The sequence below is a fragment of the Streptomyces sp. CB00316 genome (assembly GCF_001905595.1).
In the GTDB taxonomy this organism is placed as follows: Bacteria; Actinomycetota; Actinomycetes; order Streptomycetales; family Streptomycetaceae; genus Streptomyces.
On record NZ_LIXI01000003.1, the window covers coordinates 600,171 to 623,308 of the forward strand.

Annotated in this window: 22 protein-coding genes; 15 read left to right on the forward strand and 7 right to left on the reverse strand. The window is 74.0% G+C overall.

Annotated elements, in window-relative coordinates; all coding sequences use genetic code 11:
- Positions 1 to 37 precede the first annotated feature (37 nt).
- Complete coding sequence (gene rpmG / locus AMK21_RS10765) at positions 38 to 202, reverse strand: 50S ribosomal protein L33 (protein WP_003964410.1); 165 nt, start codon at positions 200 to 202, stop codon at positions 38 to 40.
- A 69-nt stretch (positions 203 to 271) separates the two neighbouring features.
- On the opposite strand from rpmG, the gene rpmB reads away from it, so the two are divergent.
- Positions 272 to 508 carry a 50S ribosomal protein L28 gene (rpmB, locus tag AMK21_RS10770; protein WP_073876540.1) on the forward strand — a complete coding sequence of 79 codons (237 nt, stop codon included), beginning with the start codon at positions 272 to 274 and terminating at the stop codon, positions 506 to 508.
- Positions 508 to 813, forward strand: coding sequence for a 30S ribosomal protein S14 (gene rpsN, locus AMK21_RS10775; RefSeq protein ID WP_073876542.1), 306 nt, complete (start codon positions 508 to 510; stop codon positions 811 to 813). Before rpmB ends, rpsN begins: the two co-directional genes overlap by 1 nt.
- A gap of 83 nt (positions 814 to 896) precedes the next feature.
- Here rpsN and rpmF read toward each other — a convergent pair whose 3' ends face one another.
- Positions 897 to 1,094 carry a 50S ribosomal protein L32 gene (rpmF, locus tag AMK21_RS10780; RefSeq protein WP_267893909.1) on the reverse strand — a complete coding sequence of 66 codons (198 nt, stop codon included), beginning with the start codon at positions 1,092 to 1,094 and terminating at the stop codon, positions 897 to 899.
- A gap of 70 nt (positions 1,095 to 1,164) precedes the next feature.
- Complete coding sequence (locus AMK21_RS35085) at positions 1,165 to 2,430, reverse strand: hypothetical protein (protein WP_073876546.1); 1,266 nt, start codon at positions 2,428 to 2,430, stop codon at positions 1,165 to 1,167.
- Positions 2,431 to 2,597: 167 nt separating this feature from the next.
- Between AMK21_RS35085 and AMK21_RS10790 the strand changes: the two genes are divergently transcribed.
- From AMK21_RS10790 to AMK21_RS10835, 11 genes are all read left to right on the forward strand, one after another.
- Positions 2,598 to 3,578: an ABC transporter substrate-binding protein gene (locus tag AMK21_RS10790; RefSeq protein WP_073876548.1), complete on the forward strand. Its 981-nt coding sequence runs from the start codon at positions 2,598 to 2,600 to the stop codon at positions 3,576 to 3,578.
- Positions 3,579 to 3,601: 23 nt separating this feature from the next.
- Positions 3,602 to 4,678 carry a FecCD family ABC transporter permease gene (locus AMK21_RS10795; protein WP_073876813.1) on the forward strand — a complete coding sequence of 359 codons (1,077 nt, stop codon included), beginning with the start codon at positions 3,602 to 3,604 and terminating at the stop codon, positions 4,676 to 4,678.
- The gene (locus AMK21_RS10800; protein WP_073876550.1) at positions 4,675 to 5,733 is read left to right on the forward strand and encodes a FecCD family ABC transporter permease; all 1,059 of its coding nucleotides are present in this window, start codon (positions 4,675 to 4,677) and stop codon (positions 5,731 to 5,733) included. The genes AMK21_RS10795 and AMK21_RS10800 overlap by 4 nt, the downstream gene beginning before the upstream one ends.
- A gap of 59 nt (positions 5,734 to 5,792) precedes the next feature.
- Complete coding sequence (locus AMK21_RS10805; protein WP_073876552.1) at positions 5,793 to 6,656, forward strand: ABC transporter ATP-binding protein; 864 nt, start codon at positions 5,793 to 5,795, stop codon at positions 6,654 to 6,656.
- 67 nt (positions 6,657 to 6,723) lie between these two features.
- Positions 6,724 to 6,858: a streptamidine family RiPP gene (gene amiA / locus AMK21_RS36625; protein WP_015613003.1), complete on the forward strand. Its 135-nt coding sequence runs from the start codon at positions 6,724 to 6,726 to the stop codon at positions 6,856 to 6,858.
- Positions 6,859 to 6,984: 126 nt separating this feature from the next.
- Positions 6,985 to 7,824 carry a hypothetical protein gene (locus tag AMK21_RS10810; protein ID WP_073876554.1) on the forward strand — a complete coding sequence of 280 codons (840 nt, stop codon included), beginning with the start codon at positions 6,985 to 6,987 and terminating at the stop codon, positions 7,822 to 7,824.
- The gene (locus AMK21_RS10815) at positions 7,824 to 9,371 is read left to right on the forward strand and encodes a CocE/NonD family hydrolase (RefSeq protein ID WP_073876815.1); all 1,548 of its coding nucleotides are present in this window, start codon (positions 7,824 to 7,826) and stop codon (positions 9,369 to 9,371) included. Before AMK21_RS10810 ends, AMK21_RS10815 begins: the two co-directional genes overlap by 1 nt.
- Positions 9,368 to 10,735 (forward strand): YcaO-like family protein, encoded by a 1,368-nt coding sequence (locus AMK21_RS10820; RefSeq protein ID WP_199863157.1) that lies wholly within the window; start codon positions 9,368 to 9,370, stop codon positions 10,733 to 10,735. The genes AMK21_RS10815 and AMK21_RS10820 overlap by 4 nt, the downstream gene beginning before the upstream one ends.
- A gap of 14 nt (positions 10,736 to 10,749) precedes the next feature.
- Entirely contained in the window at positions 10,750 to 12,102 is a 1,353-nt protein-coding gene (locus tag AMK21_RS10825) for a nitroreductase (RefSeq protein ID WP_073876558.1), read from the forward strand.
- Positions 12,099 to 13,862 (forward strand): ABC transporter ATP-binding protein/permease, encoded by a 1,764-nt coding sequence (locus AMK21_RS10830; RefSeq protein ID WP_073876560.1) that lies wholly within the window; start codon positions 12,099 to 12,101, stop codon positions 13,860 to 13,862. The genes AMK21_RS10825 and AMK21_RS10830 overlap by 4 nt, the downstream gene beginning before the upstream one ends.
- Complete coding sequence (locus tag AMK21_RS10835; protein ID WP_073876562.1) at positions 13,859 to 15,724, forward strand: ABC transporter ATP-binding protein; 1,866 nt, start codon at positions 13,859 to 13,861, stop codon at positions 15,722 to 15,724. The genes AMK21_RS10830 and AMK21_RS10835 overlap by 4 nt, the downstream gene beginning before the upstream one ends.
- On the opposite strand, the gene AMK21_RS10840 is transcribed toward AMK21_RS10835, so the two are convergent.
- The 3 genes from AMK21_RS10840 to AMK21_RS10850 all read right to left on the reverse strand — a co-directional run bounded on the left by AMK21_RS10840 (position 15,636) and on the right by AMK21_RS10850 (position 21,069).
- Positions 15,636 to 18,170, reverse strand: coding sequence for a SpoIIE family protein phosphatase (locus AMK21_RS10840; RefSeq protein ID WP_073876564.1), 2,535 nt, complete (start codon positions 18,168 to 18,170; stop codon positions 15,636 to 15,638). The two genes, AMK21_RS10835 and AMK21_RS10840, sit on opposite strands and share 89 nt — an antisense overlap.
- A gap of 241 nt (positions 18,171 to 18,411) precedes the next feature.
- Positions 18,412 to 19,665: a glycoside hydrolase family 26 protein gene (locus AMK21_RS10845; RefSeq protein WP_073876565.1), complete on the reverse strand. Its 1,254-nt coding sequence runs from the start codon at positions 19,663 to 19,665 to the stop codon at positions 18,412 to 18,414.
- Between the two features lie 123 nt (positions 19,666 to 19,788).
- On the reverse strand, positions 19,789 to 21,069 hold the full coding sequence (locus AMK21_RS10850; RefSeq protein ID WP_073876818.1) for a cytochrome P450: 1,281 nt from the start codon (positions 21,067 to 21,069) through the stop codon (positions 19,789 to 19,791).
- Positions 21,070 to 21,284: 215 nt separating this feature from the next.
- On the opposite strand from AMK21_RS10850, the gene AMK21_RS10855 reads away from it, so the two are divergent.
- Both AMK21_RS10855 and AMK21_RS10860 read left to right on the forward strand, forming a co-directional pair.
- Positions 21,285 to 21,779, forward strand: coding sequence for a tyrosinase family oxidase copper chaperone (locus AMK21_RS10855; RefSeq protein ID WP_073876567.1), 495 nt, complete (start codon positions 21,285 to 21,287; stop codon positions 21,777 to 21,779).
- Between the two features lie 37 nt (positions 21,780 to 21,816).
- Entirely contained in the window at positions 21,817 to 22,680 is an 864-nt protein-coding gene (locus tag AMK21_RS10860) for a tyrosinase family protein (RefSeq protein ID WP_073876568.1), read from the forward strand.
- Positions 22,681 to 22,746: 66 nt separating this feature from the next.
- Here the strand turns inward: AMK21_RS10860 and AMK21_RS10865 are convergent, their stop codons facing one another.
- A complete protein-coding gene (locus AMK21_RS10865; protein WP_073876569.1) occupies positions 22,747 to 23,043 on the reverse strand; it encodes a chaplin in 297 nt (98 codons plus the stop codon).
- Positions 23,044 to 23,138 lie beyond the last annotated feature (95 nt).

A 23,138-nucleotide genomic window follows, 5' to 3' on the forward strand; every position in this document is an offset into this window, starting at 1 on the left:
GGGTTGCTGCGGGGCGGGCGGCCGGAGGGGGGAGACCTCAGCGCTCCTCGCGGAAGTCGACATGACGGCGGGCGACCGGGTCGTACTTGCGCAGCACCATGCGGTCGGGGTCGTTCCTGCGGTTCTTGCGGGTGACGTAGGTGTAGCCGGTCCCCGCGGTGGAGCGCAGTTTGATGACCGGGCGTACTTCGTTGCGAGCCATGGGCGCTACTATATGGCAATGGTTTCCATTTTCAATAATGGATGCATCGATGAGAGGCAGGTAACGTCCGTGTCCGCCCACTGCCAACTGACCGGCTCCAAGCCGGGATTCGGCAACGCCATTTCCCACTCGCACCGCCGTACGTCGCGCCGGTTCGACCCGAATGTCCAGCGCAAGCGGTACTGGCTCCCCAGTGAGGGGCGTCATGTGCGGCTGACCCTCAGCGCCCGGGCGATCAAGACAATCGACGTGATCGGCATCGAAGCGGCGGTCGCACGCGTCCGCGCGCGGGGAGGGAAGGTCTGATGGCGAAGAAGAGCAAGATCGCGCAGAACGAGAAGCGCAAGGTGATCGTCGAGCGGTACGCGGCCCGCCGGGCCGAACTGAAGGAGATCGTCCGCCGCCCCGGTACCCCGGCTGTCGAACGCGCCGCCGCCCTCGCGGAGTTGAGGCGTCAACCGCGCGATGCCAGCGCCACGCGGGTGCGCAACCGGGACAGCGTCGACGGCAGGCCCCGGGGGTATCTGCGCACCTTCGGCCTCTCCCGGGTCCGGATGCGCGAACAGGCGCACGCCGGATTCCTGCCCGGGGTGACCAAGTCCTCCTGGTGATGCCGACCTGAGCGCACGAGGGGCGGGTGGTGACGCGGCGATCGTGCCGCGTCACCACCCGCCCCTCTTCTTGCCTTGCGGGCTCAGCCCTCCGGCCGGATCGGGCCACGCTCGTACGTCTTCACCAGCCGCTGTGGCACCTGGTGGGCGGTGCCCTCGATCGTCACCGTGGCGAGCTGGGGCGTCGTGGCCTTCCACTGCGCGCGCCGGTGGCGGGTGTTGCTGCGGGACATCTTGCGCTTCGGGACTGCCGTGGGTCTCTCCTGGGGGTGGGGTCCGATACGACCGACCACTGGCGACCGCATAGGCAAATGGAAGTCGTTTCCAGGTTGCGATCCGTGCGGTGGCCGGTCACCGCCCCACGAGGTCCGCGTGCGCCCCGTCGCCGGGGGTGATCAGGGCGAGGTGGCCACCGTCGTCGAGCGGCGTGGGGAGGGTGAGGGTGGTGACCGGCTCCGCCCGGTCGGCGTCGAAGATCTGCACCTCGCCGTGGCCGCCCCGGCTGACCGCGACCAGTTCGGCACCGGGGGAGGCGGCGATCGCCCGCCGCTGGACGCCGTCCCACGGGGTGCCGCCGCGCCGGGGCGCCCCGGACATCGCGGGCAGCGGGAGGCGGGCGGTGATGTGCGCCCGCGCCCCGGGGGTGGCGGGTGCGGCGAGCAGGATCAACTCGTCGCCGTCCGGGTGGATGCGGGAGTACGCGATGTGCCGGGCGGTCACGGCGAGCCGGAACACCAGTCCGGGGCCCAGCTCCAGCCTCCCCGTGGTGCCCGTGTCCAGCCCGTGCCACCAGGCGTCGTTGCTCCACTCCGGCCACCGCCCCGGCGCGGAGGGCCCGCCACGTACGCAGGACCAGAGTGTGCGCCGTACGGGGTCGAGCCGCAGGTAGTAGCCCCGGCCTCCCGTGCGCCCGTCGGCGGCCCAGGGGAGGGGCGGCTCCGGCGTGAGCCCCTCGCCGTCGTGCCGGGCCCGGTGCACGCCCGAGCCCGCCGCCGCGAACACCCGCCCGGTATCCGGGTCGCAGGCGTCCCCGTGCCCGTCGGCGTCCGGCAGCCCGATGCGCTGGAGGGGTTCCATCGGCGGGCACGAGGGAGGCGAGGCCATCAGGTCGCGGTGCCGGTGGACCAGGAGTTCGCCGGGCTCCCGGTGGCGCAGCACCACGAGCGGCGACGCTCCGCCGAGGACCGTGACACCCGGCTCGCCGGTCCGACCCCGTACGCGTACGGCGACGGCTCCGTCCGGTGCGTCGAGGTCGACGGCCGTCAGGAGCCCGGTCCAGGCCTCCTCGTTGCGGCCGAGGCCGGTGGTCACCGCGAGGTGCCGGCCGCCCGGTGCGGCCGCCAGGTGTTCGGCGGGTACGGCGACCGGTATCCGGCGCCGGACCAGGGGCCGGCCGGAATCGGGGCCGTACGGATCGAGTGCCAGCAGCTCGCCCGCCCGGTCGTCCACGCAGGCGACCAGATCGTCCGGCAGGGCGAGGAACCCGGCGTGCTCGGCGAGGTGCCGGTGGTGCAGCGCCGCCCGTTCGTGCCCGTCCGGGAGATCCAACAGGCTGATGCGCCCAGCGACTTGGTCGGCGACCAGGAGGCGGGGTGGCAGATGGGGAGGGTGGGGCATGAGGGCTCCTGAGGGCGGTCGATGGGGTCCGGCGGGGAGTCTTGGCCGCTTTATTGGGAATGATAATCATGTGTAAAGTTCCGCTCTGTGGTGGGGATGGCTCCCGGGGCCCCGCCGTCGCACCTGCCTCCTTCCCGGGGCCGTACAGAATCTGAGGGACGAGCCGAATGCCACGCACCGCACTGAGAGTCCGCCGCTGGGCCGCGATCGCCGTACTGGGAGGGCTGCTGGCCGGCTGCGGTACGGCGGGCGGCGAATCCGGGACCGTCGAACCCGCGGCCGGGGCCGGGCCCCGTACGAGCACCGAGGTGCGGCCCATCAAGGCCGCCACCGAGATCACCGACGCCAAGGGCGTCACGGTCTCCCTGGAGAAGCCCCCGCAGAAGATCGTCTGCCTGGTCGCCCTCTGCGACGACATCCTCGTCGAGCTGGGCATCACCCCGACCGCCACCAACTCCGCGCTGCTCGCGCACCCGGAGTTCCTGGGCAAGGAGAGGGCGGCGAAGGTCCCCGTCGTGCCCGGCGGCTTCCTCAGCCCCGAGGTCGAGGCGATCCTCTCCCACCGGCCCGACCTGGTGATCGGCCTGGAGGACACCCACGGCAAGCTCGCCCCCGCACTGAAGGGCGCCACCACCTTCTGGCCGGTACAGCCAGGCTCCTGGAAGGACAGCGTCGGCTACCTGCGCGACCTGGCCGCACTCACCGGCCGTACGGAGGAGGGGGAGAGGGCCGAGAAGACGTTCCGCGCCCGCCTGGCGAAGGCCGAGGAGGCCAGGAGCGACAAGACGGCGCTGATCATCTTCGGCAGCGACGAGAACTTCGGCGTGGCCACCCCGGAGACCGACGTGGCCGCCGGTCTCTTCCCGAAGATCTCCCACTACCCCTGGAAGAGCCGGGGAGTCGACGGCTCCTACAGCCTGGAGGAGATCCTCGCCCGGGACGTCGACGTCCTGTTCGTGGAGACGCTCTCCTTCGGCGCCCCGGACGGCAAGCTCTCCGACAAGCTCGCCAAGAACCCGCTCTGGTCGCGGATCCCGGCGGTGAAGAACGGCAAGGTCATCGAGGTCGACTCCGAGGTCTGGGCCAAGGGGCGCGGCACTCGGTCCCTGGGCGTCGTCCTCGACGAGGCGACGGCCGCACTGCGGTGAGGGGTGGCGCGGTCAAGGGCGTCATGGGCGGCCGCCGCACCACGCCCGGCCGACTGCCCGTGGCGCCGGTCGTTCTGACGGTGGCGGCAGTGGCCGGCGCGGTGTGCGCCCTCAGCCTCGGTACGCCGTACGTCCCGCCCGATCGGCTCCTGACCACTCTGGGGTCCGACGGCCTCGCGGGCCTCGTAGTCACCGAACTGCGACTGCCTCGCATGGTGTTGGCGCTGGTCGCCGGTGCCTGCCTCGGCGCCGCGGGCCTCGTCCTCCAGGAGGCGCTGCGCAATCCGCTCGCCGTCCCGGAGATGCTCGGCGTCTCCTCCGGGGCCGCGCTCGGGGTCGCGGCACCGCTGGTGCTCGCCCTCTCCGTACCGCTAGGCCTCCAGCCCTTCCTCGCCCTGGCCGGGGCCGCGTTCGGCGGGCTGCTCACGCTGGTGGCCGCCGGATTCGGGCGTAGCCCGTCATCCGTGCTGCTGACGGGGGCCGCCGTCGCCGCGGCGCTCCAGGCCGGACTGCTGGTGCTCATGGTGATGGCCGACCAGCTCGACCTCCAGCTCATCTACCGCTATCTGCTGGGCAGCCTGTCCGCCCGCACCTGGGACGACGTCACCGGCCTGCTGCCCTGGCTGGCCGTCGCCGTCCCGGCGCTCGTGCTCTGCGTGCCGGTGCTCGGCGTGCTGCGGCTCGGCGACGACGACGCCCGCTCCCTCGGCGTACGCGTCGAACGCGCGCGGGTCGCCGCGCTGGGCATCGCCGTCGTCCTGATCGCCCCCGTCGTGGCGGTCTGCGGGCCGGTCGCCTGGGTCGGCTTCCTCGCGCCCCACCTCGCCCGACGGCTGCGGCCGGACGGCGGGGCCGCGGGCTGGCTCGTCCGGTCCGCCCTGTGCGGGGCGATCGTCGTGCTCTGCGCGGACCAGCCCGCACGGCTGGCGCTCGCACCGGTCGAGACACCCGTCGGTGCGTGGACGGCCCTGGTCGGCGTGCCGGTCGGGGTGGTGCTGCTGAAGCGGGGACGGCGGTCGGCGAAGAGGCGGGCGCCGATCCGGCCCGCCCCGCCGGTGCAAGGCGGCCCCGTACCTCTCCTGCGGAAGGCGGAACGATGAGCGTCCTGGAAGTGGCGCCCGCACCACCCCGGCGGGCGTGGCGCTCACCGGCTGTCCGGATGGGTGCCCTGGCGGTCCTGGTGTGCGCCGTCGCCTGCGCGGACCTGTTCGCGGGGCGGGGCGTCACGGTCGAGGGAGCGCGGGCCGTGCTCCTCGGCGGGGGCGACGACCCGATGGCCGAACACATCGTTCTCCAACTCCGCTTGCCCCGAATGCTGGTGGCGCTGGTCGCCGGGGCGAGCCTGGGGGTAGCCGGCCTCGTCCTCCAATCGGCCCTGCGCAACCCGCTGGCCGGGCCCGAGGTCACCGGCGTCACCCCCGGCGCGGTCCTCGGCGCGGTCGCCGCCACGGGCCTCGGCCTGGCGGGCTGGGAGTCCCCGACGGCGGTCGTCGTGGCGGCCTGCCTCGGCGGGTTCGCGGGCGCGGGACTGCTCTGGCTGCTCGCGGGACGGGAGAAGGGCGATCCCGAGCAGACCGCCGTCTACGGCGTGCTGGTGTCGGCCGTCCTTGCCGGACTCACCGCCGTCGTCCTCCTGGTGGCCCCGGGCGAACTCGGCAGCGTGGTCCAGTGGTTGATCGGCTCCACCGAGGGCCGTGTCTGGCAGCACTGGCACCTGCTGTGGCCGTGGGCCGCGGTGTGGGGCGGCGCCGCGTGGCTGCTCTCCGCGCCGCTGACCCTGCTGCGCTGCGGCGACGAACAGGCCTGCGCCGCCGGTCTGGACGCCGGGCGGGGCCGTGCCGCCGCGCTCGTGTGTGCGGTGGCCCTGACGGCGGGCGCCGTCTCGGCCGTTGGGGCGCTCGGATTCGTGGGCCTGCTGGTGCCGCATCTGGCGCTGGCCGTCTTCGGTGCCGACCTGCGCATCACCCTGCCCGGCGCCGCACTGCTCGGCGCGGTGGTGGTGTGCGGGGCCGACGCGGCGGCCCAACTGCTCTCCCGGCTGCTGGTGGTGGCGCTCGACGCGGACCGGCTGACCCTGCCGGTCGGCGCGCTGACCACCTTCGTCGGGGCAGGGCTGCTGCTGATCGTGGCACGGCGACGGATGGACGAACGATGACGGGGAGGAGACCGGACATGGCACGGACGAGAGATGTCACGACGGACGGGAAGCGCTGCATGGCGGAGGTACCGGAGGGGAGGAGTCGCACGCAGGGAACACCGGACGTGGTCCGGGCGGAACGGCTCAGCTTCGGCTATCCGGGGCGCGAGGTGCTGCGCGGGATCGACCTGAGCATCGGAGCGGGCGAACTCGTCGCCCTCATCGGCCTGAACGGCTGCGGCAAGAGCACCTTCCTCAGGCTCGCCGCCGGACTGCTCACCCCCAGCGACGGCCGGGTCCTGCTCGACGGGGACGAGGCGGCGCGCCTGCCCAGACGGGCCGCCGCCCGACGCGTGGCGCTGCTCCACCAGTCAGCCCCGGCCGTACCGGCCCTGACCGTACGGCAATTGGTCCGCCAGGGCCGTTACGCCACCCGGGGGCCGCTCGGGATGCTGCGGGACGGCGACGACGAGGTGACGGCCCGGGCCCTCGCGGACGTCGGCGTCACCGGCTGGGCGGACCGGCCGGTGGACGCGCTGTCCGGCGGCGAGCGGCAACGGGTCCGGCTGGCGATGGCGCTGGCCCAGGACGCCCCGGTCCTCTTCCTGGACGAGCCCACCACCTATCTCGACCTGCGGCACCAACTGGAGGTGCTCCAGACCGTCGTACGGCTGCGCGCCGAGCGGCGGCTCACGGTGGTGATGGTGCTGCACGACCTCAACCACGCGGCACGGTTCGCCGACCGCATCGTGGCGCTGCGCGAGGGGCGCATCGCCGCGGACGGCCCGCCCGGAGAGGTGGTCACGGAGCGGCTGCTGGCCGAAGTGCTGGGTGTCCAGGGGCGGGTGGGGCTCGACTCCGAGGGCGGCTGGCCCGTCTGTTACCCAGATCACCCTCTCGATCCGCTCCAGCTATTGCGGAATGAAAATCATATTCATTAGTGTCTGTGGTGCGGCAAAGAACGGCGTCGCAACCATCACCAACCGATCCGAATGGAGGCTTCAACTCATGGAGCACAACAAGGTGTTCAGCCCGATCGCCGACCAGGGTCAGCTCGCCCACCTCTCCGCCACCCACTCGAACGCCCTTGTCGAGAACCCCTTCGACGACGCCGTCGAGGCCGACACCGCGGACGAGAAGTAGGCGGCACCTGCCGCTGAGGCAGGCTCCCGCTCCTCGCGGGGCGGGCCCGTCCGGGTGAACTCCCGGACGGGCCCGCCCTGTTCGCACCACCCGCGCACCCCCGTACGACGCCCCTCGGAGGCCCCCGTGAACCGCAGCCGACTCGCTCCCGGAGCCGGGATCGTCACCGCCCCCGGTGGCCGGCCCGTACTCCGCACCTCCGACGGGGAGTTCCTGCGCATCGATACCGGCCGCGTCGGTACGGGGGAGCTGATCGACCGGCTGACCGAGGGGGAGGGGCCGGTGCCATCGGCTGAACTCGACGATCTGATAGCGGTGTTCGAGGAGGCCGGGCACGCGGTGACCGGACCCCGCCGCCTACCGCTCACCGGACGGACTGTCCACCTCCTGGGCGACCCCGTACTCACCGGCCCGCTCGCCCGCTTCGCCGCGGCCGAAGGGGCCGAGGTCCACCCCGCCACCGCCGATGACATGGCCGGACTCGCGGGTCAGCGGGACACCGCCGTGGTCTGGTGCCTCGACTCGCCCGTCCCCGAAGGGCTCTGGGACGAAGCCGACCGCCTGCCCGCCCGGCACACCGCCTGGCTGCGCTGCCACCGCGAAGGCGCCCACACCTGGACCGAGCCCCTCGCCTCCGCCCCCGGAGACGTCACCGCCGCCCATGTCCGCCTGCGCAGACTCGCCGCCACCGCCGCCCACCGCGAACTCGCCGCCTACTGGGCGGGCCACCGCACCCCCGACACCGGACCGCACCCCACCGAGCCGGCGGCCGCCCTGATCGCCGCACTCCTCACCGCCGACCTGATCGCTTGGGCGAGCGGCGAGCCGCGCCGGGGAACCGGCCTCCCCGCCCGCCGCCGGCTGCGCCGGATCGACCTGCGCGACCTGACCGTCACCGAGCACCCGGTGCTCCCCGTGCCGGAGGTCGCCCCGCTGCCCGCCCCCGCCGCGCGGACGACCCCGTGATCACCACGGCGAACACCACGACCGTGTACGTCCCCGCCCCCGACGGCACCCCGCTCGCCACCGACCTCTGCCTGCCCGACGCACCGGGCCCCCACCCCGCCGTCGTCATCCGCACCCCTTACGGCCGCACCGCCCACCGCGCCGAGCTGCGCGGCTGGGCGGCTCACGGGTTCGCCGCCCTCGCCCAGGACGTACGAGGCCGGCACGGATCGCCGGGACCGTGGCACCCCTACCGGGACCACGAGGAGAGCGACGGCGCCGCGACCGTGGCCTGGGTGCGCGAGCAGGCGTGGAGCGGCGGCCCGGTCGTCGCCGTAGGTTCCTCCTACGCCGCCCACTGCGCCCTCGTCGCCGCGCTCGGCCCGCGCGGCGACGGCCGGCCGGACGCCGTCATCGCCGCAGTCCCCGCTCTCGGCCTCGCCGACACCGCCCGCGAACCCGCAGGGCCCGAACGGCTCCGGGCCCGCGCCGGCTGGTGGGCCGCGCACGGCGACCGATCCGACTCCGCCCCCGACGCGCTGGCCCGTGCCCTCGCCGACGACCCCCGGCTGCTGGAACACCTCCCGGTCGCCCGGCTGGCCGACCGCCTGGGCCGAGCCCTGCCCTCCTGGCCCGGGCTCTGGGACGATCGCCCGCGCGGCCGGATCGTCCGGCGCGCCTCCGCCTCCCGCCTCCCGCTCCTCGCCGTCGGCGGCACCCACGACCCCTTCGCCGAGGACACCGTGGCGCTGTGGCGCGGCTGGGGCGGAGCCGCACGCCTGCTGCTCGGCCCCTGGGGCCACCGCCTCACCGCGGACCGTCCCGCCATCGCCGCCGACCGCGTCAACCTCGGTGCGCTGTACGTACGGTGGGCCCGCGCCGCCCTCGCCGGACGGCTGGAGCCCGAGCGGCGCGGGGTCATCACCCTGGGGGGCAGCGGCCGTTGGCACGGCGTACGGCACGGCGACGCCGCACCAGGGCCGGTGGAGTCCTCGACACGCACCACCACCTGGCCCTTCGACGCCCGCACCGGCCTGCGGCTGCTGCACGGAGCCGAGTTCACCGCAGACCCGGCCCGCCCCGTCCGCTCCGACGACCTGGCCGTCCCGGCCGGCACCACCCCCGCCGACCGCTGCCTCCTCCTCTCCCCGCCCCTGCCCCGCCCGCTCGACCTGGCCGGGCCCGCCACCGCCCGGCTCCACGCCACCGCCGACACCCCCGCCGCCGACTGGGCCGTACGGGTCACCGCGCTCGACCCGGCCGGCCGGGCGGAGCCGCTCGCGTTCGGCATCGTCCGGCGCGCCGACCCGCCCGGGGAGGCCGTGGAGATCACCGTGCCGCTCGGCACACTGGGCCGTCGGCTGCCCGCCGGGACGAGGCTCCGCACAGAGATCGCCGGACACCACTTCCCGGCCCACGCCCGCAACCCGCACACCGGCGAGAACCCGGTGACCGCCACCCGCCTCGCCCCGTCCCGCAGAGCCGTCACGGCCCGGGGGAGCGCCCTGCACCTGACCGTTGTCGCCCGGCGTCGTTACGTCGAGCCCGTACCGGAGATATGCCGTTGACCAGCACCTTGCCCATCGAAGCCCTGGTCGACCCCGTGTGCGGGCTGATCCGCGGTGTCGAGCCCGTCGAGCACCCGGCGGGCGCCCCGCCCCGCTACACCGCGATGACCGCCGAGGTCGCCGACGCCCGACGCCTCGGCGCCTGGCCCGCCGACCGGGTCTCGCTCGGCACCACCTTCGGGGACCCCCAAGGCGCCTGGATCGCCGCCGTCGCCGAGGCCGTCGAACGCTACTGCGGCAACCGCGTCCCCCCGCCCGGCCACCCCGACGCACCCCGCAGGGCCACGGCCGCCGAGCTGGCGGCGGAGGGGCTGCGGCTGTACGGGCCCGGGGCGGTGCCCACGTACGCCTCCTGGCAGCACGAGCGCCCACGCTTCCCGTACGCCGAACTCACCCCCGACACACCGGCACTCTGGACACCGGGCACGGAGGACGGGCAGCCCTGCTGGGCACCGGTCTCCCTCACCCACCTCAACTGGAGGCAGGGCGAGCTGCGTTCGCTGCCTCGCACCCACCACCTCAACTACGCGGGCATAGCCACCGGCCAGGGTTTCGACGACGCCGTCGAGCGCGGGCTGCTCGAAGTCGTCGAACGCGATGCCCTGGAGCTGTGGTGGCACCTGGACGGACCCACCCGGGGCATCGACCCGGCGAGCGTGCCCGGCCTCACCGAGGACCTGGCGGGTGCCGAACTGGACGTCCATATCGTGGAGATGCCCTCCGAGTTCGCACCCTGCGTGGCCGCCCTGGTCCACGATCCCCGGCGCGGCATCCACGCCGCCGGGTTCGCCTGCCGGTACGACCCGGCGGAGGCGGCTCGCAAGGCGGTGCTGGAGGCGGTGCACACCTGGGTGTTCACACAGGGCGCGGTGGACGCCGACGGCTGGGTCCACCGCTCCGTGGAGGCCGGACTCTTCGCGCGGGGCCTCTACCTGGACCACCGGGCCGACCGGCGTTATCTCGACGACTGCGGACCGCAGTTCGCCGCCGTACGGGACCTCGGCGCCCACGTACAGGTCTGGCTCGACGACCGGATGACCCCGCTGGCCCGACGCTTCACCGAACCCGCCGGGGGCGTCGTCCCCGTCACCGAGATCGCGCCCGGCAGCCGCTGGGCCCTGGATGCCGCGCTCTCCGCCGGTGGCCACCGCGTGATCACGGCCGACCTGACCACGGAAGACATCGCCGAGACCCCGCTGCGCGTCGCCCGTGTCCTGGTCTCCGGCCTGATCCCCAACGCCCCTGCCGCCTTCGCCTACTTCGGCTGCCCGCGCTTCGCCGAGGCCGCGCTCGACCGGGGCTGGCGGGCCCAACCTCCTATCGGACCGGCGGATTTCACCCTCGCACCGCCGCCGCACATGTGAAGGAGCGCGTTCCCATGACCCAGGCTCCTCCCGCAGCCTCCGGCCTCCTGAGCCGAGCGCTGGCCGACGCCAGATCACCCCGGGTGCCGCGCACCGTCCCGTACCTGCCGGAGCGCGCCTTCCCGTGGGGCGGCCCGGGGCTGCACCCGGCCGGGGCCGGGGGAGGGGTGGATCTGGACCGTGTTCTGCAGCTGTCCCTCGCCGCGCCCCGGAACTCAGGTGGCCGACTGCGTCCCGTAGCCTCGGCGGGCGCTCTGCATCCCGTACGGGCTCACCTGCTCGTCGGCCCCGGCTGCACGCTGCCGCCCGGGCGCTATGCCTACGACCCGCGCGCCCACCGTGCCCACCCGCGCGGCCGGGCCGCCGCCGACGCGCCCCCGGGAGCCGTCGTCGTCCTCACCGTGACGGTCGCCCGTACGGTCGCGCACTACGGGCACCGCGCCTGGCCGCTGCTTCTGCTGGACGCCGGTCACGCGGCGGCCGCCTTGGCGCTCGCCGCTGCCCCGGGTGATGTACGGGTCTGTCTCGACGCGGACGGCGAGGAGCTCGCCACGGCGGCGGGACTGCCCCGCGCGGCAGATCGGCAGGCCCGATGGCCCGGCGTCGAACCCGAACTCCCGCTCGCGGCGGTATGGCTGCCGTCCACACCTGGGCCCCTCCCCTCAACTGACCCGCTCACTGCCTGGGCAGCCCTCCCCTGTACCTTCGCCCCCATCCCGCAACCGGGTGCCGGCAACGCCCCGCCCCGCGAACTGGCCGCTGCCCGGCACCTGTTGACGTACCTGGCGACCAGGGCGGACGCCACCTGGCACCCGGCCGCCCGCCCCGCCCCGGTGACGGACGACACGCTCCGCACACGAAGGAGTGCCGCCCCCTCCGACCTCGCGCACCCGCCCGCCCCGGAACTACTGCCCCAGGTCCTGGCCACCGCCGAGGGCGCCCGGCCGGACGGCCCCGGCTGGGCCGCAGCGGTCGGCGGCGACACCCCGGGGCTCCTCACGACCGCCGGCATCCTCGCCTCCGGCGACGCGCGCCCCACCCTCGCCCGCTGGGCGGCGGGCCAGCGGTGGATCGGCACGGCAGGCGCGGTGCTGGTCGCCCACGGCTGCCCCGCCGACGCCCCGCCTGCTCAGATCCGCGGCAGCCACCTCACCGCCGGTTACGCCGCCGGGGTCGCCCAGGCCCACGCCACCGCGCTCGGGCTCCGATCACGCCCCATCGGTTCCTGGCAGCAGGCCGACCTCGGCGCCGCGCTCGGCGACGCCCCCGGACACGACTGGATCGTCCATGGCCTCGCTCTCGCCGGGCCGGCCGATCCCACACCCTCCGCCCCACCGCCCCCCTCGGGCAAGGAAGAACGCCCATGATGCTCCACCCCGAACTCCTGCGTGCCGCCCGCACCGCCCGCCGTCCCCTCGGCGGCGCGACCGCGCTGCTCGCCGCGGTCACCCTCACCCACCTCGCGCAAGCCGTGCTGCTCGCCGTCGTCCTCTCCCGGATCGCCCAGCAAGACACGTCCGGCCTGACGCCGTTCCTCCTCTCCGTGCTCGCCGTCGTCCTCGTCCGCGCCGCGCTCGGCCGGGTCCAGCGGCTGACCGCCGTCACAGCGGGTGCCGCCGTCCGGATCCGGCTCCGCGACACCCTCCTGTCCCGCCTCGGCGAACTCGGGCCCACCGCGATCACCGGTGCGCGGGCCGGAGCCGTACGCGCCACGCTCGTGGACGGCGTCGAGGGCGTGGACGCGTACGTCTCCCGCTACCTCCCCCAGGCGCTCATCACCTCCGCCGTCCCGCCCCTCCTGCTCGTCGCCGTCGCGCTCATCGAGCCGTACGCCGCGCTCGCACTCGGCCTGGCCCTGCTGCTCGCACTCTTCGGTCCGCGCGGGTGGGACCGGCTGCTCGCCCGTCGGGGCAAGGAGCACTGGGACTCCTACGAAGCCCTCGCCGCCGACTACCTCGAGGCTCTGCAGGGCATGGCCACCCTGCGCGCGGCCGGCGCGGTGGGCCGCGTACGGGACCGTCTGGAGAGGCGGTCGGCGGCGCTGCACCGTGCGACCGTCGCCAAACTCCGGGTCTCGCTCGTCGACACCGGCCTCACCGACCTCGCCGTCCAGGGCGGCACCGCCGCCGCCGTCCTGGTGGCGTGCTCCTCGGCGGCCACCGGACGCACCGCCGCGACCGGGACGTACCTCCTGCTCATGCTCGCCTCCGAGTGCTTCCGCCCCATCCGCGACCTCTCCCGCGAATGGCACGCCGGCTACCTCGGGGTCTCCGCCGCCGACGGGATCGCCGCCCTGCGCACCGCCGAGCAGGCCGTCGCCGACCGGGGGACGGTGGAGGCCCGCTGGGACACCGCCCCCGAAATCCGTTTCGCGGACGTCCACTTCACCCACCCGACGAGCGAGCGCCCCGCCCTGGACGGCGTCACCTTCACCGCACCCGCCGGGCGGACGACGGCGATCGTCGGGCCCTCCGGTGCCGGGAAGTCGACCCTGCTGAGCCTGCTGCTGCGCCAGCGCGACCCCGACAGCGGGCGCGTCACGATCGCGGGTACCGAGACCGCCGCGTACACCCTCGCCTCGCTGAGGTGGGGGATCGCCGTCGTCTCCCAGGAGACATACCTCTTCCATGCCACGATCGCCGAGAACCTGCGCATCGCCCGGCCGGACGCCACCGACGTACAGCTGCGGGCCGCCGCCCGGGCGGCGGGCATCCACCAGGAGATCACCGCCTTCCCCAAGGGGTACGACACCCTCGTCGGCGAACGCGGCGCCACGCTCTCCGGCGGCCAGCGCCAACGGCTCGCCCTGGCCCGCGCCCTCCTCGCCGACGCACCGGTCCTGATCCTGGACGAGGCCACCAGCGCGGTGGACGAGCGGGGAGAGGCCCGGATCGTCCGGGAGCTGCCGGCGGCGAGCCGGGGCCGTACCTGCCTCGTCGTCGCCCACCGGCTCGACGCCGTACGCCACGCCGACCACATCGTCGTCCTCGACGGCGGCCGGGTCGAGGCGTCCGGCGACCACAGCGGACTGCTGGCTGGCGGCGGCGTGTACGCCACGCTCGTCGCGTCGGGCCGCACCGCCCATGAGCAAGCGGGCCGCACCGCCCAGGAGGAGCACGCCGCATGACACCGTCCCAGCCCGCACCCCTGTCCGAACCCGTGAAGGCATCGGCCCCCCACGACACCGGCGCCCTCCGCTCCCTCCTCCCCGTCCTCGGCGCCCACCGCGCCACCGTCCTGCGCACCTGCCTCGCCGCCCTCGTCGACCAGACGGCCCTGGTCGCCCTGGTCACCCTCGCCGCGCACACCGTCGGCACCGCGGTGATCGAGCAGCGGGCCCCCTCGCCCACGACCGTGGCCGTCCTCATCGGGCTCGTCCTGCTCAGGGCGCTCGCCACCTGGCGGGAGATGGACCTCTCGCACGACCTCGCCTACCGCGTCCTGGCCGAACTTCGGGTCCGGGTCTTCGACGGGCTCGCCCGCTCCGCCCCCGCCCGGATCGCGGGGCGCCGCAGCGGTGACCTCGCCGCGACCGCGCTCGGGGATGTGGAGGCGCTGGAGTTCTTCTACGCCCACGCCATCGCCCAACTCCTCGCCTCCGGGATCGTCTTCGCTGTGGCCGCCACCCTGCTGGGTGTCCTCGGGCCCTGGCTGCTCCTCGCCGTCGTGCCCGCCGCCCTGCTGCTCCTCTGGTCGCCCCTGCTGGAAGCGCGGGGCCGGGCCGAGCGCGGGGCGCGGACCCGGGCCGCGCTCGGCGACCTCTCCGCGGAGAGCGTGGAGAGTGTCGACGGCCTCCGCGAGCTGCTGATGGCCGGCGCCCTGGACCGTACGCGGGCCCGGCTGCGGTCCGGAGGCCGGCGCCTCGCCCGCGCCCAGCGCGCCGAGCAGGCCTGGGAGACGGGGGCCGGCGCGGCCCGCGATCTGCTCGTCGTGGGCGCCGTCATCGGGGTGGTGGCCGCTGCCGCCCATGCGGCGGGCGGCGGGCGGCTCGACGGCGCCTGGGCCCCGGCGGCGATGGCCCTCGCCCTCGGCGCCCTGGCCCCGGTGGCCGAATCGGCGGCCGCGCTGGGCCGGGCGGGCAGTCTGCGTGCCGCCGCCGCCCGGGTCCGCGCGGCGCTGAACGCCCCAGCCGGCGCCCCCGCCCCCGTCTCCCCGCTCCCCGCCCCGGCGGGTCCGCTGGGCCTGAGGCTGCGCGGCGTACGGTTCGGCTACGGTTTTGCCCCCGTGCTGGACGGGCTCGACCTGACCGTACGGCCGGGCGAGACGGTGGCACTCGTCGGCGCGTCGGGGGCCGGCAAGACCAGCGTCGCCCATCTCCTGGCCCGCTACTGGGACCCGCAGGAAGGCACGGTGGAGCTGGTTCCCCGGGACCCCGCCCACCCCGTCGACCTGCGGGACCTCGCCGAGGACGACCTGCGGGACGCCGTGTGCGTGGTCGGCCAGGAGGCCCCGCTCTTCCACGGGACCCTCGCCGAGAACCTCCGCCTCGGCGCCCCCGACGCCACCGACCAGGAACTGGCCGCCACCGTCCGCACCTGCGGCCTCATCCCCGTCACCGACGCGCTGCCTCAGGGCCTGGACACCCCGGTCGGCGAACGCGGCGCGACCCTCTCCGGCGGTCAGCGCGCCCGGGTCGCCCTGGCCCGGGGGCTGCTCGGCCGCCCCCGGGTCCTCGTCCTGGACGAGACGACGGCCCACCTGGACCACCGGGGCGACGCGGAGCTGGCGCGGACGCTCGCGGCGGACTCCCTGGCCCGTTCCCGTACGACGCTCATCATCGCCCACCGCCCCGCCACCGTCCGTAGGGCGGACCGCATCGCGGTCCTCGACGGGGGGCGCATCGTCGAGGAGGGCACCTGGGAGGAGCTGATCCGGGCGGGCGGCGCGCTGACCCGGCTGCTCAGCCGGAAGGAGGAGACACCGGAGGAGACCCGACCGAAGATACCGGCGCAGGCGGAGACGACGGCAGCCCCTGCTCCGCCCAGATGATCTTCCCCCGGTGCGCGTACCGGGTGCCCCACCGCCGGGCGAGCTGGGCGACGAGGAACAGCCCGCGTCCGCCCTCGTCCGTCGTACGGGCGTGCCGCAGCCGGGGAGTCGTGCTGCTGGCGTCGGAGACCTCGCAGGTCAGCACGGACTGGAGCAGCAGCCGCAGGCGTACGGGGCCGGAGGCGTACCGGATCGCGTTGGTCACCAGCTCGCTGACGATCAGTTCGGTCGTCATCGTCAGCTCGTCAAGACCCCACGCCTCCAGCTGGCGGGCCACCTTGTCCCGGGTCGCCCCGACGGCCGCCGGGTCGAGCGGCACCTCCCACGAGACCAGCCGGTCGGGCCGCAGGGCATGGGTGCGGGCGAGCAGGAGCGCGATGTCGTCCGGCTGCGGAACGGGCAGGAGCTCCTTCACCACGGCCTCGCACAGCTCGTCCAGCGGCAGCCCGTCCCGCGAGATCGCCCGGCCCAGCCGGACCTTGCCCTGCTCGATGTCCTTCTCGGGGCCCTCGATGAGGCCGTCGGTGTAGAGGCCGAGCAGGCTCCCCTCGGGCAGCTCGACGTCGAGGGACTCGAAGGGGAGCCCGCCCACGCCCAGCGGCGGGCCGAGGGGAAGGTCGGGGAAGCTGACCGCGCCCTGCGGGGTGACGATCACCGGCGGCGGGTGCCCGGCCCGGGCCATCGTGCAGCAGCGGGTCGCCGGATCGTAGACGGCGTAGAGGCAGGTGGCACCCAGCACCGTCGTGCCGCCCCGGTCGGCCTTCCCGCCCGCCGGCTCCTCCTCGCTCAGCCGCGTGACGAGGTCGTCCAGGCGGGCCAGCAGCTCGTCGGGTGCCAGGTCCATGTCGGCCAGCGTCTGCACGGCGGTCCTCAGCCGCCCCATGGTCGCCGCCGCGCTGATCCCGTGCCCGACCACGTCCCCGATGACCAGGCCGACCCGGGCCCCGGACAGCGGGATCACATCGAACCAGTCGCCCCCGACGCCGTCCTTCGCATCCGCCGGGAGGTAGGAGGAGGCCACGTCCAGCGCCGTCCCGCCGCGCAGGGTGTGCGGCAGCAGGCTCTCCTGGAGCACCAGCGCCGCGGTGTGCTCCCGGGTGTAGCGCCGGGCGTTGTCCACGCACACCGCGGCCCGGGCCACCAGCTCCCGGGCCGGCGCCACATCGTCCTCGTCGAACGGGACCGGGTTCTGCGACCGCATGAAGGTGGTGAGCCCGAGGACGGTGTCCCGCGCCCGCATCGGTACGGAGATCAGCGAGTGCAGCCCGAACTCGCGGATCCGGGCGGCCCGCGCGGGGTGCTCCACGGCCCACGCGTGGCTGTCCGGGTCGAGCATCGGAAGGAGGACCGGGTCACCGTCGAAGAGAAGGTGGACGTCGTGCGGCGGCGGCACGAACTCGACTCTCTCCCCGACCCGCGCCACGGCCTCCGGGCACCCCTCGCGCACCGAACTCATCCCCATCCGGCGCATCGGCGGCCTGCCGCCCTGCGTCCCCGGGCCGGGCAGCGGCGCGTCCGGCCGGTTCCGGCCCAGCGGAGTCTCCAGCAGGTCGACGAAGACGAAGTCGGCGAACCGGGGCACCACGAAGTCGGCCAGCTCCTGGGCCGTGCGCTGCACGTCCAGGGTGGAGCCGATACTGGCCCCCGCCTCGTTCACGAGCGCCAGCAGCCGGCGGGCGTTCCACCGGTCGGTCACGTCCAGCACCATGTAGCCGATGCCGATCCGGTTCTCCTCGGCGTCCGCCAGCGGGAAGAACGAGCTCGAATAGGCCCGCCGGCGGTTCGGGTCGGCCCAGCTCCAGCCCAGGTACTCGTAGTCGGTGACCGGTACACCGGTCGCCAGGACCTGCCGCATGAGCCGTTCGATGGGCGCCGCGAGCAGCCCGGGCAGAACATCGGAGGGCCGCCGCCCCAGGCGCTGCTCCCGGGGGACCCCGCCGAACCGCTCCAGGGTGTCGTTGAGCCAGATGTAGCGCAGCTCCGGATCCATCACCGCCATGCCGACCGGCGACCGGGTCAGGAACCCCTCCAGCACCGACCCGTCCACCGTCCACCGCGGCGTGCGCTCCCGCCCGGAGACCAGGAAACCCTCGCGCCCGGCGACCAGGAACGAGGCGGAGACCCGTACGTCGACGTCGATCCGCCGGTCGTCCCGGCCGAGCAGGGCGATCTGCCCGCTCCACCCCGACCCGTCACGGCTGCGGGCGGCGATCGCCGCCGCACGCCGGGTGTCCGGCGCCCCGGCCAGCAGCAGGGCGGCGGACCTGCCCACCATCTCGGCGGCCGTGTACCCGAGCAGGGCCTCCGCCCCGCGGGTCCAGCCGATGACCGTGCCGTCCCCGGCGATCACCGCCACCGCGTCGTCGCTCAGCCGCACGGGGCCCCGCGGATCCGCGGAGGGCAGCGGGCCGGGCCCCGCCGGGGGGCCCTCGTCGGCGGATGCCATGCACCTCACCACCATCTCTAGGTTTCCATGGTCGCGCGTCACCCCCGAGTGCGCACCGGCCCGCTTCCCGGCCCGGGCGGGCGTACGGGCTTTCGCCCGTTCGGCGGCGTGACGCGGCGGGCCGTGTCCCCGTTGGGGGAGTGACAAGCGGTTGCTTGTCCACCTGCCCCCGCGCTGGACCCGTGTGGGTGGACGGCTCCGGCTCCCCAGTGGAGGGCCGGAGCCGTTTCCATGCGCGCGGTCAGTAGCGGAAGCAGATCCTGCGTTCCTTCAGCCACTGCCCCAGCCAGTCCCCGAACGGCACGGTGACGCACCACCTGCGGGTGGCCGGCGGCTCGGGTGCCGCGGGTGTGGGCTGCACCGACGGTGTGGGCGACGGCTGTACGGCCGGCGGGACGGTCGGGGTCTCAGGCGGCGTCGGGGAGGGCGTCGTGCTCGGGGCCGTGGTGGGAGGCGCACTCGGGGCTGGCTTCACCGGGGCCGCCATCTCGGCGAGCTTCGTGCGGAACACCTGCGAGGAGCGCGGATTGCTCTTGCACTGCCACACCCCGTGCGGGCAGTAGTCCGTGATCGTCTGGTACAGCGGCTGGTGCCGGTCGATCCAGTCGAGCATCCGGCGCATGTACTCCGGATTGTCGCCGTTGCGGAAGAGCCCCCACTCCGGGAACGAGATCGGCTTGCCGCGCTCCGCCGCGAAGTCGACGTGCTTCTGGAGGCCGTACGGATCGTTGATCTGGTCGTCGAAGGACTCGCCGGGCGGCTGGTCGTAGGAGTCCATCCCGATGATGTCGACGACGTCGTCACCCGGGTAGCACTCGGTCCAGGGGACCGCGTCCCGCCCCCGGCTGGGCGTGAAGTCGAAACGGAACTCCTGGCCCGGCACCGCACGCATCGCCGTCACGATCCGCTGCCAGTACGCCTTCCAGGACTCCGGATCGGGACCGCATCGATGGGTGTAAGTGGTGCCGTTCATCTCCCAGCCGAGCACGATCACCGTGTCCGGCACACCCAGCGATACCAGGCGCTCGGCCAGCCTGGTGAAGTGCTGGTCGTAGTCGCCCGCCGCCCCGGACCGCAGCAGACGGCGGACCTGGGCGTCCGGGACGCGCTCCTCGTTCCGCTCCAGCATGGGGACGTTGAGGACGAACATCCGGTCCTTGTCCGCCTTGCGCCAGTCGGCCCAGGCGTCCAGGAAGTCGGGGGCCCCCTCGATGTTCACCCACAGGTCGCCCGGCAGGTAGGTGTGTCCCACCCGCAGCTCCGCGCCGCCGAGCCAGCGGGACAGGTCCGCCATCCTGCTCACCCCGGCAGGCCCGTAGTCCAGGTAGGCGCCGTGCGCGGTGGAGCCGGAGCCTCTGCTGCCCTGGGGCCCCGGGGCGGCGCTGTCCACGGAATCGGTGCCCGGCGGCAGCTGTCCGGCGATGCCGCCGCCTGCCAGGAGACTGAGAACGGCCGCGGCGATGCATGTGGTGATGAGTCGGCGCTTGGCCGGCATGACTCCTCCTGGCTGCAAGGAAATTCCGGCCGGTTCGGCCCGATGGGAAGAGAGTTTCATCATCCGGCACCGCACGCGAATAGAGTGGTCCATTTATCGTATGCGGCGTTGCGAACGGGCCGTTCAGGTGACGGTGGAGTCGAGGGTGAAGGGCAGGGAGCCGACGCGGTTGTCGAAATTGGAATCGATCAGCGTCGGATCGCCCGTCCGCCGGATGACGGGCCGTCGGGTGAGCAGTTCCCTGAAAAGGGCCGTCATTTCGAGGCGGGCCAGGTGGGCGCCGAGGCAGTGGTGCGGGCCGCCGCCCCCGTAACCCAGGTGCGGATTCGGCGACCGGGTGATGTCGAAGATATCCGGACGGGTGAAAACCGATTCATCGCGATTGGCGGACGCGTAGAGCAGTGTGACTTTCTCCCCGGGAAGAAAGGTCCGGCCGCCCAGCTCGAATTCTGATACGACGGTCCTGCGGAACTGGATGATCGGCGTCGAATGGCGGACGACTTCCTCGACGGCACCCCCGATGTACCGGTCGAAGTCCGACCGGAGCAGCTCCCGCTGCTCCGGATGCCGGTCCAGCAGGAACAGCCCGTGCGCGATCGCGTTGCGCGTGGTCTCCACCCCGGCCACCAGCAGCAGCGAGAAGAAGGCGCCCAGATCCCGCGAGGAGAGGCCTTCGCCGTCGATGTCCGCGCGCACCAGGGCCGAGACAAGGTCGTCCTGCGGGTGGCGGCGGCGCTCGCGCGCCAGACGCGCCATGACGAGCTGCATCATCGCCAGCGACGCGAGACCGCGCCCGGGGATCCGCAGCCTGGCCCGGCCCCGGCGCTCGACGCCGACGTGCTCGGAGGCATGGTCGATCTGCTCGGCGATCCGCGGCCGGTGCTCCTCGGGGATGCCCATCAGGTCGCAGATCACCTCCAGCGGCAGCCGCGAGGCCGCCGACGGCATGAAGTCGCCCGGGCGCTCGGCGATCATCTCGTCCACCAGACGCCCGGCCAGCCGGCCGATGTTCTCCTCGGTGGCGGCGAGCAGCCGGGGGGTGAAGCGCCGGGAGATGATCCGGCGCAGCGCCGCGTGCTCGGGCCCGTCCATGTTGACCATCGAGTTCCCGAACAGCGCCTTCGCCCAGCCGGCCGGTTCCGGGGTGGTGACCCCCGGCGCGCTAGCGAAGACCTTCGGGGTACGGCTCGCGGTCAGCACGTCCGCGTGGCGCACCAGGGCGTAGAACGGCTTGCCGGCGGTACGGGCGGTGCCCGGCCGGGGCGTGAACAGCACGGGTGCCTCCAGCTGCCGCAGCCGGGCGAAGGCGCCGAGCCTCTCCGGACGGGGCAGCTGCCAGAAAGCCGGGTCGGCGAGATCGATGCGGGCCGCACGATCGTCGGACACCTGATTCGGAACGGTCATGTCCATCCACCTCCACGAGTTCGCCAGGTCATCGTCGGGTCCGGTGCGCGCGGCGCACCGCGCGACGCGGGCCTCCCGCGCGGATGGCCGTGCACGGTCACGCGTTTGACGGAACGCGCAGCACGCCGCGCCCACGAGAACCGTTTCGGCGCCGTCTCGTTGCCACCATCGCCACCAACAGCAGCCCCGAGGGGCGTCAACGAGAGGCAGTCACCATGAGCCGAACCACGGATCCGGGCGGCGGCGCACCGCGTGGAACACGCCGTCCGTCGCGCCGGATCGTCCTGCGCACCGCGTTCACCGCGGCCGTGGCCGGAGGCACCGCCGCGGTCCTCCTGCCGGTCCACGACCGCGAGCCGGGCACCGCCCCCGCGCCCGCGAAGGGGCCCGGCCACACCGCCGCCCGTGCGGAGGAGTTCGCCGAGATGTACCGGGGCCGGGAGATCCGCGGTTCGGTGACCGTCCTGGTCCCGGCGGGCGGGCCGGGCGGCGCCGGGACGCACGACACCGAGCCGGTCACGGAGATCCGCATCGACGGCCGCCCGCTGCACGTCATGCGGCGCGCGGACGGCACGTATCTGAGCGATGTCACGCACTACGAGTCGTTCCCCACGCTCCGCGAGACGGCCCGAGCCGCCGTGGACGAGCTCGGCACCGCCCGCCTCGCGCTCCCCGCCCCCGACCACAGGCGAACGTGGCACCACAAGTGAGCGTCGCACCGCACATGAACCAGGAGGAACCGAACCGGTGTACACCCGCAAGAACCAGCGCGACCTCACGCGCACCGAGAAGCGGCGTCTCGTCGACGCGATCCTGAAGCTCAAGAAGTCGGGCCGCTACGACGACTTCGTCGTCATGCACCGCGAGTACTACGTCATGGACACGGAGAACCGGCCGCGCCCCGCCCATATGACGTCCTCGTTCTTCCCCTGGCACCGCCGCTACCTGCTGGAGTTCGAGCAGGCCCTCCAGGCCGTCGACCCCGGGGTGAGCGTCCCCTACTGGGACTGGACCCAGGACCGCTCGACCACCTCCTCGCTCTGGGCCGAGGACTTCCTCGGCGGCAACGGCAGGACCGGCGACCGGCGCGTCACCACCGGTCCGTTCGCCTTCGCGGCGGGCAACTGGAAGGTGGGCGCCGGGGTCACCGACCAGAACTGGCTGACCCGCAACTTCGGCAGGCCCGGCAACAACCCGGTCTCCCTCCCCACCGCCGACGACGTGGCGCGGGCGCTGAAGGACCCGGTCTACGACACCGAGCCGTGGAACAGCATCAGCACCGAGGGGTTCCGCAACCGCATCGAGGGCTGGGGCATCCACCGGGTGCGTACGGTCGGCAACCACAACCGGGTCCACCAGTGGGTCGGCGGCCCGATGGCCGGGGCCGCCTCGCCCGAGGACCCGGTCTTCTGGCTCCACCACTCGTTCATCGACCTGCTCTGGGACCGCTGGCGGAAGGCGCACCCCAAGGCCGCCTACCTGCCGGGCCGCAAGCCCGCCTCACCCGGCCGGGACCGCGACTACGTCTTCGGCCTCGACGACCCGATGCCCCCGTGGAACGTCACCCCCAGGAAGCTCCTCGACCACAGCAAGGTCTACCGCTACGCCTGAGCGGACAGCGAAACGGCCGGCCCCTCCGGAGAAGGAGGAGCCGGCCGCTTCGGTGCAGCGGAGTGATCAGCGGCCGTAGCCGTAGTCGCCCTTGCCGTCGTGGCCCTTGTTGTCGTGGCCCCCGGAGGCGTTGACGCAGGTGTTGCCGAAGGCCGGGTTGAGCAGCCCGATCACGTTGACGGTGTTGCCGCAGATGTTGACCGGCACGTGGATCGGAACCTGGACGACGTTGCCCGAGAGGACACCGGGGGACCCGATGGCCGCACCCTGCGCACCGGCGTCCGCGGTGGCCATGCCGGCGCCGCCGGCGATGAGGGCACCGGTGCCCGCCATGACAGCGGCGACCTTCGTAATACGCGACATCAGAACTCCTTGTAAGGAAGGGGGGTTGTTGCGGTGCACGAGGCCCGCATGCCCGTACAACGCGAGAATCGCCGGACGGTAACGGATCAGCGCAT